This window comes from Treponema sp. OMZ 305, from assembly GCF_024181325.1.
In the GTDB taxonomy this organism is placed as follows: Bacteria; Spirochaetota; Spirochaetia; order Treponematales; family Treponemataceae; genus Treponema.
The window spans coordinates 1,492,331-1,508,842 of record NZ_CP051300.1; the positions used below are offsets into that span (position 1 = coordinate 1,492,331).

The 16,512-nt window shown below is 44.4% G+C and carries 15 protein-coding genes; all 15 read left to right on the plus strand.

All coding sequences use genetic code 11. The annotated features are described in order from the left end of the window. The first annotated feature begins 5 nt into the window (after window positions 1-5). The 15 genes from ABK01_RS06635 (at window position 6) to ABK01_RS06705 (ending at window position 16,449) form a co-directional block, all read left to right on the plus strand. Entirely contained in the window at window positions 6-926 is a 921-nt protein-coding gene (locus tag ABK01_RS06635) for an ABC transporter permease (RefSeq protein WP_253675017.1), read from the plus strand. 169 nt (window positions 927-1,095) lie between these two features. Then, window positions 1,096-2,949 carry an oligopeptide ABC transporter substrate-binding protein gene (locus ABK01_RS06640; RefSeq protein ID WP_253675018.1) on the plus strand — a complete coding sequence of 618 codons (1,854 nt, stop codon included), beginning with the start codon at window positions 1,096-1,098 and terminating at the stop codon, window positions 2,947-2,949. 124 nt (window positions 2,950-3,073) lie between these two features. Beyond that, window positions 3,074-4,546, plus strand: coding sequence for a PP2C family protein-serine/threonine phosphatase (locus ABK01_RS06645; protein WP_253675019.1), 1,473 nt, complete (start codon window positions 3,074-3,076; stop codon window positions 4,544-4,546). A 3-nt stretch (window positions 4,547-4,549) separates the two neighbouring features. Further along, the gene (locus ABK01_RS06650; protein WP_253675020.1) at window positions 4,550-6,679 is read left to right on the plus strand and encodes a PP2C family protein-serine/threonine phosphatase; all 2,130 of its coding nucleotides are present in this window, start codon (window positions 4,550-4,552) and stop codon (window positions 6,677-6,679) included. 12 nt (window positions 6,680-6,691) lie between these two features. Next, a complete protein-coding gene (locus tag ABK01_RS06655) occupies window positions 6,692-7,021 on the plus strand; it encodes an STAS domain-containing protein (RefSeq protein ID WP_371922001.1) in 330 nt (109 codons plus the stop codon). Window positions 7,022-7,040: 19 nt separating this feature from the next. Continuing rightward, the gene (locus ABK01_RS06660; protein ID WP_253675021.1) at window positions 7,041-7,430 is read left to right on the plus strand and encodes a hypothetical protein; all 390 of its coding nucleotides are present in this window, start codon (window positions 7,041-7,043) and stop codon (window positions 7,428-7,430) included. A gap of 24 nt (window positions 7,431-7,454) precedes the next feature. Continuing rightward, entirely contained in the window at window positions 7,455-8,219 is a 765-nt protein-coding gene (locus ABK01_RS06665; RefSeq protein WP_253675022.1) for a M15 family metallopeptidase, read from the plus strand. Window positions 8,220-8,322: 103 nt separating this feature from the next. Continuing rightward, a complete protein-coding gene (locus ABK01_RS06670) occupies window positions 8,323-9,993 on the plus strand; it encodes a CoA-disulfide reductase (RefSeq protein WP_253675027.1) in 1,671 nt (556 codons plus the stop codon). A gap of 63 nt (window positions 9,994-10,056) precedes the next feature. Next, entirely contained in the window at window positions 10,057-10,821 is a 765-nt protein-coding gene (locus tag ABK01_RS06675; RefSeq protein WP_253675033.1) for a hypothetical protein, read from the plus strand. A 56-nt stretch (window positions 10,822-10,877) separates the two neighbouring features. Then, on the plus strand, window positions 10,878-11,417 hold the full coding sequence (locus ABK01_RS06680) for a biotin transporter BioY (protein WP_253675035.1): 540 nt from the start codon (window positions 10,878-10,880) through the stop codon (window positions 11,415-11,417). A gap of 34 nt (window positions 11,418-11,451) precedes the next feature. Beyond that, window positions 11,452-12,222, plus strand: coding sequence for an ABC transporter ATP-binding protein (locus ABK01_RS06685; RefSeq protein WP_253675037.1), 771 nt, complete (start codon window positions 11,452-11,454; stop codon window positions 12,220-12,222). Between the two features lie 34 nt (window positions 12,223-12,256). Next, complete coding sequence (locus tag ABK01_RS06690) at window positions 12,257-12,937, plus strand: energy-coupling factor transporter transmembrane component T family protein (RefSeq protein WP_253675042.1); 681 nt, start codon at window positions 12,257-12,259, stop codon at window positions 12,935-12,937. Between the two features lie 603 nt (window positions 12,938-13,540). Next, on the plus strand, window positions 13,541-13,825 hold the full coding sequence (locus ABK01_RS06695) for a CRISPR-associated endonuclease Cas2 (protein WP_253675044.1): 285 nt from the start codon (window positions 13,541-13,543) through the stop codon (window positions 13,823-13,825). Window positions 13,826-13,857: 32 nt separating this feature from the next. Then, a protein-coding gene (prfB, locus tag ABK01_RS06700) for a peptide chain release factor 2 (protein WP_253676596.1) occupies window positions 13,858-14,995 on the plus strand; the annotation gives its coding sequence in 2 pieces (ribosomal slippage) (window positions 13,858-13,929 and window positions 13,931-14,995; 1,137 coding nt in all). Continuing rightward, complete coding sequence (locus ABK01_RS06705; protein ID WP_253675045.1) at window positions 14,992-16,449, plus strand: PEGA domain-containing protein; 1,458 nt, start codon at window positions 14,992-14,994, stop codon at window positions 16,447-16,449. The genes prfB and ABK01_RS06705 overlap by 4 nt, the downstream gene beginning before the upstream one ends. Window positions 16,450-16,512: the final 63 nt, after the last annotated feature.

Here is a 16,512-nt window from a genome sequence, read left to right on the forward strand (position 1 = left end):
TAAATATGGAAAAAACGGCATTTGATATTGATACCATAGATGAGGCGACATTAAAAGAGATGTCTTCCGTGCCGTCGTTTTGGAAGATTGTAAAGACGGAATTTAAACATGATAAGGCGGCAATTGTTGCGCTCGGTATATTGGTTATTATCTTTACCGTTATCATCATCGGCGGCTTTGTACTTGATACGGAAGCGGTTATGAAGGTAAGTTTACGGGATAAATTTTCGGTGCCCGGTAAAAAATTCCTGCTCGGTGCAGACCTCGGCGGACGTCCGATTCTGCCGCAGCTGATTATCGGTGCGCGTAATTCCATTTTAATTGCTTTCAGCGTAACCATTCTTACCGAAATCGTCGGGATGTTTTTCGGTTTAATCACTGGCTTTTACGGCGGAAGGGTTGATAACATCATCATGCGTATCTGCGACTTTATTATGATTTTGCCGGTCGTTATGCTGATTATCGTCTTTGTAACCATTGTGCCGACCTATAATATTTGGACATTTATTTTTATTATGTCCGCTTTTTACTGGACAGGCGTTACGCGCCTTGTACGCAGTAAAGCGTTATCGGAAAACCGCCGCGATTATGTAAACGCATCGCGCATTATGGGTACCGGTGATTTTAAAATTATGTACGGCGGTATTTTACCGAATATCGCTTCTATCATTATTGTCGATTTTACGCTCGGTATGGCGGGGAATATCGGTATCGAAACGGGGATGAGCTTCTTAGGCTTCGGGCTTCCGCCGACGTCGCCGTCGCTCGGTACGCTGATCGGCTATGCGCGTGATCCGGGAACCATTTCCGGTAAGCTGTGGGTATGGCTGCCTGCGTCGATTTTAATTATGGTGTTAATGCTGTGTATTAACTATGTCGGACAAACGATCAAACGCGCATCCGATGCAAAACAGCGTTATAAATAAATCAGGAGAAGTGTAAAATAAAAACCGTACAAATGGCACGGCTTTTATTTACCCAAGTTTGCCTTGCAAACTTGTATATCATCTGCACGTTCTCACTTTGTTGCGAACGTGCGTAAAAAGTCAATCGAAAGTTGATACTTTCTTCTTGACTTTTTATGGGAGGAGTACAATGTCAAAGGGTTTAAAAATTGCTGCGTTTTTATGCGCGGTAATGGTGGCTCTTGCAAGCTGCGGCGGTAAGACTGAGCAAAAACAGACTGCACAGAGCGGCGGGGACGATGCAGGAGATAAAACATTAAAACTGATGTTTCCGCAAATGATCGAGCGGGAAGGAGCGGCTATTAAGGGCGGTACATTCGTATACGGCTATGTGTACGATACGCCATGGCAGGGGGTGTTTAATACCTTCCTCTATCAGGATAATCCTACGTATGAAGCGATGCGTCCGCGGATCGGTAAGTTTATGACCGATGGCCCGAACCATGAAATTAAAGACAGCTACTGTGCTATGACATTCGACCGCGAGGCAAAAACCGCTACCTATCACATAAACGAGAAGCTTACGTGGTCTGATGGGGTACCCGTGACTGCTGAGGATATTATCTTTGTCTATGAATGTGTCGGACATCCCGACTATACGGGTGTCCGCTATGACAGTGATTACGAAAACGTTGTCGGTATGGTTGAATATCATGAAGGGAAGGCAAAAACTATTTCCGGCATCAAAAAGATAGATGACAAAACGGTAGAGGTTACCTTTAAAAACTTTTTTCCCGGTATCTTATGGGGCGCGGGAATTACGTATGATGCGGAACCTGCTCATTACCTCAAAGATATTCCGCTGACGGAAATGGCCTCCCACGACCGTGTACGGAAAACGCCGCTCTCCTGCGGTCCATTTGTGATTAATTCTATGGTTGAAGGGGATATCCTCGAATATGTGCCTAATCCCTATTGGTTCGGTAAAAAACCGGCTATCGATAAGCTTATCGTAAAGCGGATTGCGCCGACTTCAGCTGTTGCCGCAATAAAGGCAGGCGAGGTTGACGCCGTTCAGTTTAAAGCCGATTTATATGATCAATTTGTCGAGCTTGACGACGAAGGGAAGACGCTTTTTGACGAAAACGGAAAGCCGAAAATGAAAATCGATAATATCGATATTGTCGGTAACATCGAAAATACTTATACATACGTCGCATTTAAATTCGGGGTGTGGAATAAAGAAAAAGAAGAGTGCGAAATGTTTCCCGACGGTGGTAAGTTTAAAGATAAGGCATTGCGTCAAGCGATCGGGTATGCGATGGATAACGACGGTATTAATGCCATCTACTACCACGGGCTCCGTGTTACGGCAAATTCCTTTATCACGCCGTATCATCCCGGTTTTTACGATGCCTCACGGAAGGGCTATTCGTATGATCCTGAAAAAGCAAAAAAGTTACTCGACGAAGCAGGTTATAAGGATGTAGATGGGGACGGCTACCGCGAAACGCCGGACGGAAAACCGTTTAAGATCAATTTTATGTTTATGAGCGGCAGCGATGTGGCGGCTCCGATTGCTAATTACTATATCCAAAACTGGAAAGATGTCGGTTTAAATGTCGCGTTAAACGACGGTCGTTTAATCGAGTTCAATGCGTTCTATGATAAGTTGCAGGATGATGACCCGACAGTAGAGATGTATTCCGCTGCATGGGGTGTCGGTTCAAATCCCGAACCGTCAGGATTGTATGGAAAGGTTGCGCAGTTCAATCTTCCCCGCTGGGTAAACGATAAAAACGAAGCGCTGCTTTCTCAGATAAGTTCCGAAGATTCTTTTGACGAAGCGTTCCGCGCTCAAGCTTATAAGGAATGGGACGAGAATATCCTTGAAGAAGCTCCGGCGATTCCGACTGCTTACCGCATGAAATTGTACGCGGTAAACAAGCGGACAAAGAGCTGGGATCAACAGTTCGTTACCGACTGGGACTGGTGCGATCTTGCGCTGATCAGCGAGAAGCCTGCCGTCAATATGATGAAATAACGGGAACAGGGTAAAAATAATAGTATGGACTAACGGAGTAACACTGGCCGGTCGGGTAAAGATAGGTCGGTGTTATTCGTTTAAAAATGAAAAGTGAATTAAAATGGTTATGAGGTTGTAGTGCATGATACGAAAACAACAGGAATTTTGGGGAAAATTAGTTATTTTTACCGGCATTAGTTTGGTTTTTTCAGCTTTTATGCTCGCGTTGAGTCCTCGTTTTTCGTTTTTAGGGCGGCTGATTTCGGCAAGAGACCTTACATTGATGGTAACACAATACCGGATGCTTCCTAATTTCAGTTTTGTTACCCGTTTCGGTTTTGCTTTTGCAATCTTTGCTATTGCTTCCATTATGGTCTCGCTTGGGACAGCTTTTTTATCTCGCAAGGTACGGGAAAGGGTGTATCAAGAAACCGAGACTGCTCTTTTTGACACCTTTATCAACAGATTGCGCTTTTGCTATACTCGTGAAAACCTTATTGAAGCTATTCAACAGGAACTTGAATACAAGGCTGATTGCTCTGTCTTGCTTATCAATACCGACACCGATTTGGTTATATATAGCAGCACTTCTGCTTATGTCTCGGATCCCGATGTGTATGAAAAACTAGCGCATCGGTTTTCAGTCGAATGGATGGATCACTGGGGAGAAAATATTTATTTATTGGATTCGGATATGCAGATGATCACTGATAGAAAAAAAGCGCGGGGTTTGGTCATTGCATATAGTTCCGCACGGTTTTTTATTATCTGCCGCTATATCCGTGCGGTTGAACCCGAAGTTTTCCATCAGTTTTTTACGGAGTTTAAGAACTATTTCGGACGCGAAAAAACACTTTCGCAGCTCCTCTATTATTCGGAACTTGCGCAAGAATGGCAGATGGTTGCCAATACTCAGCGGGCATTCCTGCCGCAAAAGATACCGGCGCTTGACAAGCTGGAAATAGGCGTTTATTTCCGGCCATTGGTAAACGTATCGGGAGATTATTATGACATTATCCCTATTGACGAAGATAAAACCCTTGTTATTACGGGGGACGTTTCCGGCAAAGGACTCGCTGCAGCGCTTGTCATGGGTGTCGTTGTAAACACGATAAGGATTATGGAAAATAAAGAAGACCTTGCCGGTTTGATTTTTGCAATAGACAGCGCTATTAAGCGTATGAATCTGCTGGATAAATATACCGTCGTGTTTTTAGGACTCATCGACACTAAGGCTATGAAGATACGTTATGTAAATGCTTCAATGGAAGCGCCGATGATCTTTACGAGGGCGGCGGAAGGATATAAAGTAAAGATGCTTGATTCAAATTGTTCCGTTATCGGAATTATTGATATCGATTCGGTGACGGTTTCCGAAAAGCCTTTATACCGTAATGATTTGCTTGTTATTACGACGGACGGAATTCCCGAAATTACCAATGAAGAAGGGGTGGAACTCGGCAGTAATGAGCTTTACATTGACTCGATTAAATCTTTTGCTTCGTCGGACGCATCGTCAATTACCTCAAAAGTAGCGGAATTGGGGCTTAACTATAGTGCTGCAAAAGCCTTCCGCGATGATACTACTATTTTAGCAGTAAAATTAAAGGGATAATGTATGGGGTTAATTTTCTTTACATATTTTGGCGCTGTTTTACTCCTTGTAAACTCATTGTATCTTTCGTTTCATCAATCGAATCGTATTAATGTTCTGTTAAATAAGATTACGGTTCCTGCTACGCTTGTTGCACTTTGTATCGCAGTTTCCATTCATTTGGTGTTTTACGGACAGGCCGCTATACAGCGTATCGTATCCGTCGGTGCCTTTTTCTTTATGGTGCTTGCATCATATCATATCATCAATATGGCATTTATCATTTCGGAACTAAAAGCGTATAAGGTGCTCCAAAAGATTAGTGCAGTATTCCATATCGCGGGTATCGGTCTTGTCGTATTTTACATCGGCAGATTTCAATGGAACCCGTTGAGGGGCTTTTACTTTTTACCGCGCGATATTGTTAAGGGACTGAGCGGCGCTCGGCTCTTTATGTATATTTATATATTCTTTCTTCCGGTGCTTTCAATCATGATATGCTTTGTCAAAGCATTTTTTGTTAAAAGCAATATTCACCGGCAACAGCTCCTTTTGCATGGGTTTGCCATAGGACTTGGTCTTGCAATATGGATTGCAGAAAACCATTATTTTATGGTGTTTTCTTGGGCTTTTTCGTTTGTACCGTTCGGGTATGTTGCTATGCTGGCGTTGGACAATGCCATATTTTCGCTGACGCGTGTTTTTGACATTAAGCAAATCGTTTTCGGCCTTATTCGATTTATCCTTTTTACCGCCTTTTTTGCTGCAGCCGCAGGCTTTACGACGTCGATGATTATGCAGGTTACTCATTCGATCGGCAGTTGGATGGTTTTAATTACCCTTTCTTGCGTTATTATTTTCTTTATACGAAATTTTATTGCCGGTAAGCTTGAATATGTCTTTGGTAAAACAGCGGATTACGAAGTAAAGTTGGATGCAGAGCTGCAAAAACTCGATTTTGGGAAAGGCCACGATACGGTGTTGGAGACTTTTCCGAGAATTATGAAACAGCATATCACCTGTAAGGGGCTCGATATTCTCGTCAGCGATGAAAACATGAATTTGCAGACGGTGTATTCGGATTTTGAGCATCATAGTACATTGAGCGCAAACCTCCCTTGTTTTGAGTATCTACTCAATCGAAATAATATCGTTATTACCAAAACGGAGCTTATTGCTAATTATTTGTATGAATCGATACGGGATGAACTACTCGATATTTTTGAAACAACACAGACCGAAATTCTTATCAGTATGAGAGAGGGACAAAAACTCATCGGCTGTATCCTATTAGCGCCTAAGACGCACAGTGCGGAGTACACTCCGTATGACATACGAGTATTATCCAATATGTATTCGTATTTCTTTTTGGTAATCTATTACCTTAGAAATATTTCTAAACAGGATATTACCGTTACGATCGACCGCGAGGTCGAAATGTCCGACCAAATTATCGGCTCCATTCAGAACTATAAGGATACGCTTGAATCGCATGGATTTTCAATGGATTCTATTGCATATTCTGCACATCAGCTCGGCGGTGATTTTATCGACTATATTACGCTGAATGAAAAGCGGGCAATGTTCCTTATCGGCGATGTGTCGGGTAAGGGATTAAGCGCCAGTATGTCGATGGTCATTTTAAAATCGATTATTCATACCTATCTGCAAACTATTACCGATTTTAAAGAACTGGTAACAAAGGTTAATCGATTTATAAAGGATAATCTGCCGCGGGGAACTTTTTTTGCGGGACTTTTCGGTATTATCGATTTTCCTACCAATACGATTTATTATTTGAACTGCGGTATTCCGCTGATGTCGATGTATATCAGTTCATATAAGAACGCAATCGAAATTCAGGGGGAAGGCAGAGTTCTCGGCTTTGTAAAGAATATTGCGCCTTTCTTAAAAGTACGGAAAATCACCATGCACAAGGGAGATACGATTGTTTTTACAACTGACGGTTTGCTTGAGGCAACGAACCTTAAAGGAGACCGGTTCGGCAGCGATCGTGTCGGCCGAATCCTGCAGGAAAATAACAGCGCCAAACCCTCTCAGATTGCCCGCACTATTTATAATCGCCTTCTGGATTTTATTTTACGTAAAATTGATGATGATGTTACCATATTGGTATTAAAGTATAATCAATAATAGAGGAGTATAATGATGGATAATTTAACGATTACGGAAAAAACGAACGATACGTTTGTATTACTGACAGTAGCCGGTTCAATAAATTCATACACGTATCATGAATTTGAGACAAAAGTTTACAACCTTATTAAGGAGCGCTCAATCGTACTTGATGTATCTCGGGTTACAAACCTATCCTCATCAGGATTAGGGATCCTTATGGCTGCTTCCGAAGACGGGGAGGAGCTTGGTCATAAAATTTATATTTTGAATCCTTCAGAGGTTGTAAAGCTTGCGATTGCTTCCACCGGTTTTTCGGAAGTGTTTCCTATTATTCGCTCGCTTGATGAAGTAAAATAGGCTGATACGGTATAAGGACGTGAACCATTTACAGGTAGAAGCCGATTTAAAAAATATCGGCTTTATTGAAGAGTTTATCTCTACCTCTAAAGATATTCCTGAGAGCAAACGGACAGCAGCACTTATTATCTCAACAGAAGTGTTTGACAATATTGCCGAGCATGCTGTCTTTGCTGAAAATAAAGATATTCTATTAAGTGTATCAAATATTTTCTTTCCGCGTCTTTGTTTCTCCTATCACAGTACGAATTTTGACAATTTATTACATGCGCTCAAAAGAACAAAACCCTATTTTGATCTGAAGGCAAGGCGGTATCGGGGATTCGGTTTATTGATGACAAAAAATCTTGCCCGTAGAGTATGCTATCGGCAAGAGCAGTCTCGCTCCTGTATTATTGTATACCTATAAACACGTCGCTAAAAAGTAAGTGGTATGAAAAAAATACTTTGTATAACGATATGTCTGTTATCATTCTTTTGTGTAACGGCAGCTGATGCAAATATGGAAATGCAACTTCGTAACTTTGCATATCCTTCTGCTATTCCGGCAGAGATACGGCGTTGTATCGGCAATGATCCAGTTCTTTTCTTAGCCGACTTGAAAAAGGTCTTGGCTGTCGAGAAAGAGAATCTCTTGATATTGGTTGATAAACGGCATTTATTGCCGGACGGATATACGCCGCAAAATCTTGTAAGGTTGGATACCGGTCGCGCCTATATCATTAACCGAAAGGATTTATCCCTGACAAAAACAGCGGAACAAGCTTTGCAGGAGATGGCGCTTGCGGCAAAGCGGGATGGGGTTACACTGGTTGTCAGCTCCTCGTACCGTTCATACACATATCAGAAAAATTTATTTGACCGCTATGTACGGGAATCCGGCGAAAAAGAGGCGGAACGGTTCTCAGCCCGTGCGGGAACAAGCCAACACCAGCTTGGTACGGTCGTAGACTTAGGTTCCATCTCCGATGAATTTGCACAAACACGCGCCGGTAAGTGGGTACTGCAGAACGCTTCAAAATACGGCTGGTCGCTTTCTTTTCCCAAAGGATACGAGAAGGTAACCGGCTATGTGTGGGAGTCATGGCACTACCGCTATATCGGTGTAGAAGCCTGCGCCTTTCAGCAAAAATGGTTCGGCGATATTCAGCAGTACATGCTTGAATTTATCGATGCGTGGAAAAAACAGGCGAAATAAGAGGATTCCTCAAAAACAATTGGGTATTTTTTAAAAACTCGGTTGAATTTTTGAAGATGTCCGATTATATGTTCGCGGCATCATTGAATCCTATGGAGGAAAAATGAAAAAATACATCATAGTAGGCGGCGTTGCCGGAGGCTCAGGAGTTGCAGCGCGGTTACGCAGATTGGATGAAACGGCGGAGATTACCGTCTTTGAGCGGGGACAGCATATCAGCTTTGCGAATTGCGGGCTTCCCTATTATGCCGGCGGCGTTATCGAAAACCGGGATGCGCTTTTTGTGATGACGCCCGAAAAGTTTAAGGCCTCGCTGAACGTTACCGCAAAGGTACGGCACGAGGTAACGGCGATTAACCCTGCTTCCAAAACGGTAACGGTGAAAAATTTGGATACCGGGGCGGAAGTTACCGAAAGCTATGATACGCTGATTCTAAGCCCGGGCGCATCCCCCATTAAGCCGCCGATTCCGGGAATTAACGATGAAGCGATTTACACGCTGCGGTCGGTCAGCGATATCGATGCGATTAAACAAAGAATAGACAACCCTGCAACAAAACGGGTTGCCGTAATCGGGGGCGGTTTTATCGGTTTGGAAATGGCGGAAAACCTGCACCGTCGCGGCATGGAAGTTTCCATTATCGAAGTGGTTGATCAGGTGATGAATGTTATCGATTATGATATGGCGGCAATCGTGCAGGCGAACATCCGCAGCAAGGGTGTCGGTTTATACCTGAAAGATGGAGTAAAAGCGTTTGAACGGCGCAGCGCCGGTTTGGCGGTATGTTTGCAGTCGGGTAAAGAGGTTATATGCGATGCCGTTCTCCTTTCGATCGGCGTACGCCCCGATACCAAATTGGCAAAGGATTGCAATATTGAGTTGGCGCCGAACGGAGCAATAAAGGTCAACGACTATTTTGAAACCTCTCAAAAGGATATTTACGCTATCGGCGACGCTATTTCGTTTAAGAGCCCTCTGCTTGGCACCGATGCGACGGTTCCCCTCGCCGGGCCTGCGAATAAACAAGCGCGTATCTGTGCGGATAATATTGTGTACGGCAACAAGAAAACATACTGCGGGACAATCGGTACCAGCATCGCGCGGATATTCGATTATACTGCCGCTGCAACGGGATTGGGGGAGAAAGCGTTGGATAGGGCAGGGCTTCCCTATAAGCAAGTGATAACCCATGCGGTGCACCATGCAGGGTATTATCCCAATGCCTCCATGTTATCGATTAAAATTTTATATAATCCTGAAAACGGACGGCTCTGGGGAGCACAGGCTGTCGGTCCGGAAGGTGTTGATAAACGGATCGATGTGCTTGCAGCCTACATCAAAAAAAACGGTACGATTTCCGATCTTGCCGAATTTGAGCAAGCGTATGCACCGCCGTTCAATTCCGCAAAGGATCCAATCAATATGCTCGGTTTTATTGCGGAAAACGACCATAACGGTTTAACAACGCTTATCTCGTGGCGGGATATTCCCCGATATGCGGAACAGGGAGCATTTTTCCTTGATGCGCGTGCACCGGAGGAATTCAGCTGCGGTGCACTTCCGGACTCGGTCAATATACCGCATACTTCATTGCGGGATCGGTTGAGTGAGGTGCCGAAAGACCGTCCGGTGGTTATCAATTGCGGGTCGGGTTTGCGCGGATATATCACGGATCGAATCTTGCGGCAGAACGGGTATAAGAATACGGTTAATCTATCCGGGGGCTTTATGACATATAGCACCGTTCATAACGAGCTGTCGCGTTTGCCGTGAGTATTTGATAATTTAATGCTTTGATGATTTGACGAAATCGGTTTTTACCTATAGAATACAGACATGAAAATATTCCATCGATATTTATTTTTGGCTTTTATAATAAGTGTATTGGCCGGCTGTTCTGCTGCGCCGCCTTCCGTTAAAGAAGAACCTGCCCAATCCGAAGCGGTTACGACTCCTGCGCCTGTGGTCGAACCGGTTAAGGAACCGGAACCTAAAGAGGCAATGCCGTCTGTAAAGCAGGAACCTGCTAAGCCGGCTGTTCCGGTTAAACCGGCCGAGCCTAAGCAGGAAGCTCCTGTTCGGAAAGAGGATCCGCCTGCGAAGGCGGAAGAGCCGTCCGTGAAACCCGAGCCGGTTATTGAGAAAAAAGAGCCTGCTGCTAAAGTTAAACCGGCTCCCGCTGAAAAAAAACAGGAAGTTATCGCCGAGTTTGAAGGGGTTACAATTACAAAAGAAACGTACGATCTAACAAAAACGGAGATGGAAAAGATTGTTGAGAATCTCAACCGGATTACTGCTTCAAAGGATTATAGTCAATGGCTTAAATTCTTATCGGAAGACTATAAGCAGCAGTATTCTCAAGCTTTGACGCTTCAAAAAGTTTCCGAAGCATTGCCGGTTAAGGGGATAAAACTTAAATCTTTGAGAGATTACTTTACCTACGTATTCGTCCCTTCGCGTCAGAATGTACGGGTAGACGATATCAAGTTTGTTTCACCGACTCGGGTCGATGTTATTATGAAGCAGGCAAATGTTTCTTTGCTCGTCTACGGCTTGGAAAATATTGATGGTACGTGGAAGCTGATTCCGCCGAAACTATAGGGAACCTCTAAAAAGTTCATCAAATTTTTAGAGGTACTCAAAGGGTATGTACGAAAATGCGTAAAAGTATTATTTCTGCGGTTTTTGCCGCATTGATTTGTGCGGGATGGATGATAGCCATTCCCGTTGGACCTATTCCGATTGTACTGCAAAACGCGCTTGCAGTGCTTGCCGGATTGCTGTTGGGGCCGCTGTTCGGAGGTCTTTCGGTACTGCTCTTTCTGGTTGCCGGAGCTGTCGGTCTGCCTGTTTTTTCAGGCGGTTCCGGAGGCTTTGCCGTATTTGCGGGACCGACCGGCGGCTTTTTAGTCGGGTATCTTGCCGCAGCGGTTGTCGGCGGTTTTATCATGAAACTTTATAGAGCAGAACAGCGGTGGCCGTTCGCTTGCGGTATCATTGCGGTTGCCGGGCTTTTAAGCTTCCTTTCCATCTATGTGTTCGGCCTCCTTTGGTTTAAGCACGCGCTTAACCTCAGCTGGCAGCATACTTTTCTGAAAGGCTTTGTGCCTTTTGTCCTGCCCGATTTGATTAAACTGGTTGTTGTCGTTCCTATTACGCTCAAATTGCGCCCGATTATACGGCGCTACATAGAATAACAACGGTTCTATACCTGCATTGAACTCCGTACTGATGCCATCTTCCTCAGAACGACATGAATTGCTCAAGCTCACCGATGTAACTAAATCTTTTGCCGGAGTTGGGCAGCCGGTGCTGAACGGTATATCTTTCTCGGTATGTGACGGGGATTGCATTGTTGTATCGGGGCCGAACGGATCGGGTAAAACGGTTTTGATGACGCTTATCGCCGGATTGGAAACGCCGTCTGCCGGTTCGATAGTTCGCCGTAGGAAAGACGGCGGTGAGCTGCGTATTGGGCTGGTGTTTCAGGAAGCCGACGCTCAAATCCTCGGCGATACCGTCGAGGAGGATGCGCTTTTCGGTATGCGGGATAGCAAACTTCCGAAAGAGATCATTGCGCAGCGGTTAGAAGCAGTACTAACGCAGCTGGGCTTATACGAAAAGCGCCGTTTGCCCGCACGCAGTTTGTCAGGGGGCGAAAAGCGGCGGCTTGCGGTTGCCGGTATTTTGATGATGGAAGCCGACCTTATCATCTTTGACGAACCTTTTGCAAACCTCGATTATGCAGGGGTGGTGCAGGTAACGGCAATGATAGAGCAGTTGCAGTGTGACGGAAAAACGGTTATGGTGCTTACCCATGAGCTGGAAAAGGTACTTGCGCTTGCGAACCGGCTCATCATTTTACACAAGGGAAATCTTGTCTATAATGCGGAACCCGAACCGGCACTCCATAGTGGTATCCTTGAACAATACGGCATACGAAATCCCCTCTGCTCATACCGTGTATTTGCCGACCTTGTATGGAGAAGCTTTAAAAACTGAAGTTTTTAAAGCTTCTCCTTAGATTCTTTTTACGATGCCTGCCGATAAGAAAAGCTTTTTATTTCAGTATCAAGCAAAAAATACGCTTATCCACCGTCTTCCGGCAGGAGTAAAGTTCTGCATATTATGCCTTTCTTCTTTTACCCTGTACGGCGCACCTCAGACACTGCTGGCGGTATATGCAGTTTGCCTTATATTAACCGGTATTTGCGCAAAACTGTCATGGCTAACGGTAAAAAGGAATTGCCGGTTTTTAGGTATCTATGCAATTTGTATTTTTTTTATCAAGATAATCGGTATGCCGCTGACGGTAGATATATTTAAAACTATGGCAGCGGAAACACTGTTTTTTATGCAAAAACTCGCGCTTATCTTATTTACTGCCTCAATATTTTACGAAACCACTTCAAAGCTGGAAATTTTTGTGCTCTGCGAAAAAATCGAACGCTTCTTTTGCAGAAAGAAATACACCGGCGCCTTTTCGACGCTCTTTACCATCACATTGATATGCGTACCTCGTGTGTTTGAGGTGTGGACTCAGTTAAACTATGCTTACGATGCACGTACCCATCGGCGGCATGATATTGTAAGCGCCGGCCGCCGGTTTGCTTCTTTATTGCCTGCACTCATCGAAAACCTCTTACGCTTCGCCGTTACCGTCGAAAAAGCCCTCAAAAACCGGCGACTGCGGGGGTGTGCAGGGCAACCGTATTAAAAATATTTTTAGCAGTTGCCTTCCTTCTGTGCGAAATTTCATAGGTATAAGGTGAGCGTCTACAATGACGCCGCTCACCTTAACCGTCAAGTTTTCTTTCGAAAACTTGCGTATTGATGTGTGCGCTTTTCGCGCACGAATGCAACAGTTTCCAAAATTCATATTTTGTTCAACTGTTGCATTTTAAGGAAATAAAATTTCGCACATTTTTTTCTAGCGGACGGGTAAACGCATCAGGTAGAGTAGATAAAAACCGCGGAAAAATTGAGACTGTGAGACCATTTGAACCATCTTCAACTGTTGTACATCCATGTACATCAGTTGAAGGCGAGTTTTGTGCACGCACAAAACATCGCTACTATATGGAACCACTGCCATCCTTGGCAGTTCTGGTCGAATAGTCTCAATTTTTCTGCGGGTAACACGAACATTGTACTTCCTTGTACAATGTTCGTGTCAAGTTTTTCTAACGAAAAACTTGTTGCTGATTAGTACCACCGCCATCCGCGGCGGATATGAAAACCGACCTGATGCGTTTACCCTGACTTCTTGGTGCAAGCCCTTTGACAATAGAGCCTTGTTTGTTATATTCTATACAATACTATGTTTGTATCGGTAATGATAGATCCGGGCGGAGAAGAATCTGCCGTTCATCTTTCTGAATTATTAACTTTTCACGGATTTGAACGGGTGCAGCGGGCGTGCTGGGAATCCTCTACCGTTGACGAAAAACAATTAATTGCTCTTAAACGCGAGATCGATCGGGTAACCGATTATTATGATGTTATCCGCATATATCAGTATCCCGTTGAGGGCGTATTAGCGATTTCCACGCTTGCAAAAAAGAAGTGGCGGAAACTCTTAATCCGTCCGCCTCAGAAAGGCTAAAAGTTTTTATAGACAACATATCAGGGGGAATGATGTTATTGGAAGAATATAAACCGCAGATTGTAGCGCTTAAATCCGATGTCGACGAAATCTGGAGGCGTCTTTGACTCCGAAGCGGTAAAAAAACGGATTGCAGAAAAAGAAGCTATCGCGGGGCAAGAAGGCTTTTGGAACGACCCTAAAAATGCTGAAAAACTCTTGTCGGAAATTAAAAAACTGAAAAACCGTATTGAGCCGTGGGAAATACTCATTGCGGATATAGAAGATTTGCAGACGCTCTATGAACTCACTCAAGAAGCCGGAGCGGAAGATAATGCAGATTCCATTCAAGAAATCGATATGTCGCTTAAAAATCTTCAAGAACGGTTTGAAAAGCTTAATACACTGGCACTCCTTTCCGATGAGGTTGACGGGAGCGATGCCTTTTTGACTGTGCATGCAGGAGCAGGCGGAACCGAAGCCTGTGATTGGGCGCGGATGTTAACTCGTATGTATCTTCGCTGGGCGGAGCGCCGCGGTTTTTCCGTCGAAACGCTCGATGAACTGGAAGCCGATGAGGGCTTAAAGTCTATCACCCTACAGATAAGCGGCGATTATGTTTACGGTTTTTTAAAGGCGGAGACTGGCGTACACCGGCTTATTCGGATCAGCCCGTTTGATGCGAATGCCCGCAGGCATACCTCTTTTTCTTCCGTTTATGTATTCCCCGTGCTGGACGATACCATCGAGGTAAATATCAGACCGGAAGATTTACGGGTAGATACCTACCGCGCAGGCGGCGCCGGAGGGCAGCATGTCAATAAAACCGACTCGGCAGTACGGTTGACGCACTTGCCTACCGGCATTGTTGTTGCATGTCAAAATGAGCGAAGCCAAATCTCCAATCGGGCAACGGCGATGAGTATGCTTAAAGCGCGGCTCTACGAATACTACCGCAACGAAAAAGAAAAAGAGAACGCGAAATTCGCCGCTGAAAAAAAAGGGATTTCGTGGGGGAATCAGATCAGATCATATATCTTTCAGCCTTATACAATGGTAAAAGATCATCGTACAAAGCATGAAACGGGCAATATTCAAACCGTTATGGACGGTGATATAGACGGCTTTATCGAAGACTTTTTGAAAAAACAATGGGCAAATCAGCTGATGTATGAGGATACTCCGGAATGAAGATAAAACGGCTGTGTGTTGCTCTGATTGCGATAGTAACTGCATTATGCGGCGCCGCCCAAGCAAAGGATGAAATTCCTACGTGGTCGATTACCGCAGCAAAATTTGTGCTTACCGATGTGCCTGAATTATATGCGTCGTACGCGACTGCATTACCCGCAATGCTCAATCTTTTTTGTACTATGCCCGCAAGCAGGCTCGTAACTCCCGAAGAAAAAAGAGCACGGCAGCTCATAGATTATGCGGCAAAAAAACTTGCACTTATCCGCGAACGGGTATCATTAATTGCAGAACGTGATTCGCTGTACCTTGCGGTAATGTCCGAAAAAGAAAAGCTCAAGCAGACAGCTGCGCTCAACAAAAAAATAACCGCAAAGGAAGCCGATATTGAAAAAGCACAAAAGAAAATCGATACATTGCTGGCAGACACCTCTTTTACCGTCGAAACGCTGCCCGTTATGATGTGGAAGGACGGACAGCAGGTGTTTGAGCTTCCCGAATATGCGAACATTTCGCAAACGCTGAAATCAGAAAACATCTCCGCAGTTATTGACGGCTCGATACAGGACTTGGCTGGGTATATGTATGTGTCCGTTGTATTAACAACCGGTTTGCTGGGGATGCCCGACTACCGGTTCAGCGAAGCGGGGCCGTATCAGTCAATTGAAACAATTGCCCGTTCGTTGGCGGCTCAAATTATGACGGCGGTAAAAAACACCCAGCCTGCAAAGGTTTTGCTTACTGTCGAACCGGAAGATGCGGAAGTGTATTTGGACAGCGAACTGTTGGAAACGGGAAAAAAGTCTATTTATATGTATGCAGGAAGTCATCGGCTTGAAGCACTTGCTGCCGGTTACGATTCAGCCGGTAAGACTATTGAGGCTCAAGCAGGGCAAAATTATTTGCTTAATATAAAATTAAAAAAGGAAAAAATTATTTCTGTCGGATTTCAGTTTATAAAGCCCGATGCGGATGTGTTTTTACATACGCAGTATTTTGCCGGTACACCGTTCAAAACCGATATTCCGGCAGGTAAAAATACTGCTATCAGTTTTTCATATAAAGATGTAAAAACCTATATTGTGCTTCGACCTAATAATTTTATGCAACAAGGGCAGACAATCTATCAGCTGCAAGCTACGCTCAATAAAGAAAAGACCAAGACATTGATCGATCGGCGGAGGAATGTCTTGTACTGGTCGCTCGGTGCTTTTTATGTGTCGCTTCCTATTTTTATGATTTTGCAAGGGGTAACGGCGGATATGGCTTCCGCAATTACGGATTATAGACTCGAGGTCGATGAAAGCGTAAAGAAAAAATATCGTGCGCTTTTTATCAGTACGGCGGTAATGCAGGGGCTAACAATCGGTTTAGGTATTAACTATGCGGTGCAGCTCGGGTTGTACTTGCACGCCGTCGATCAGAGCATCCCGAAAGAAGCTCGCAAATTATAATCGGTTAAACTCGTTATCAGCTTTGCTGATGAGATATCTGAAAAAATCCAATCGAGTTTTTAG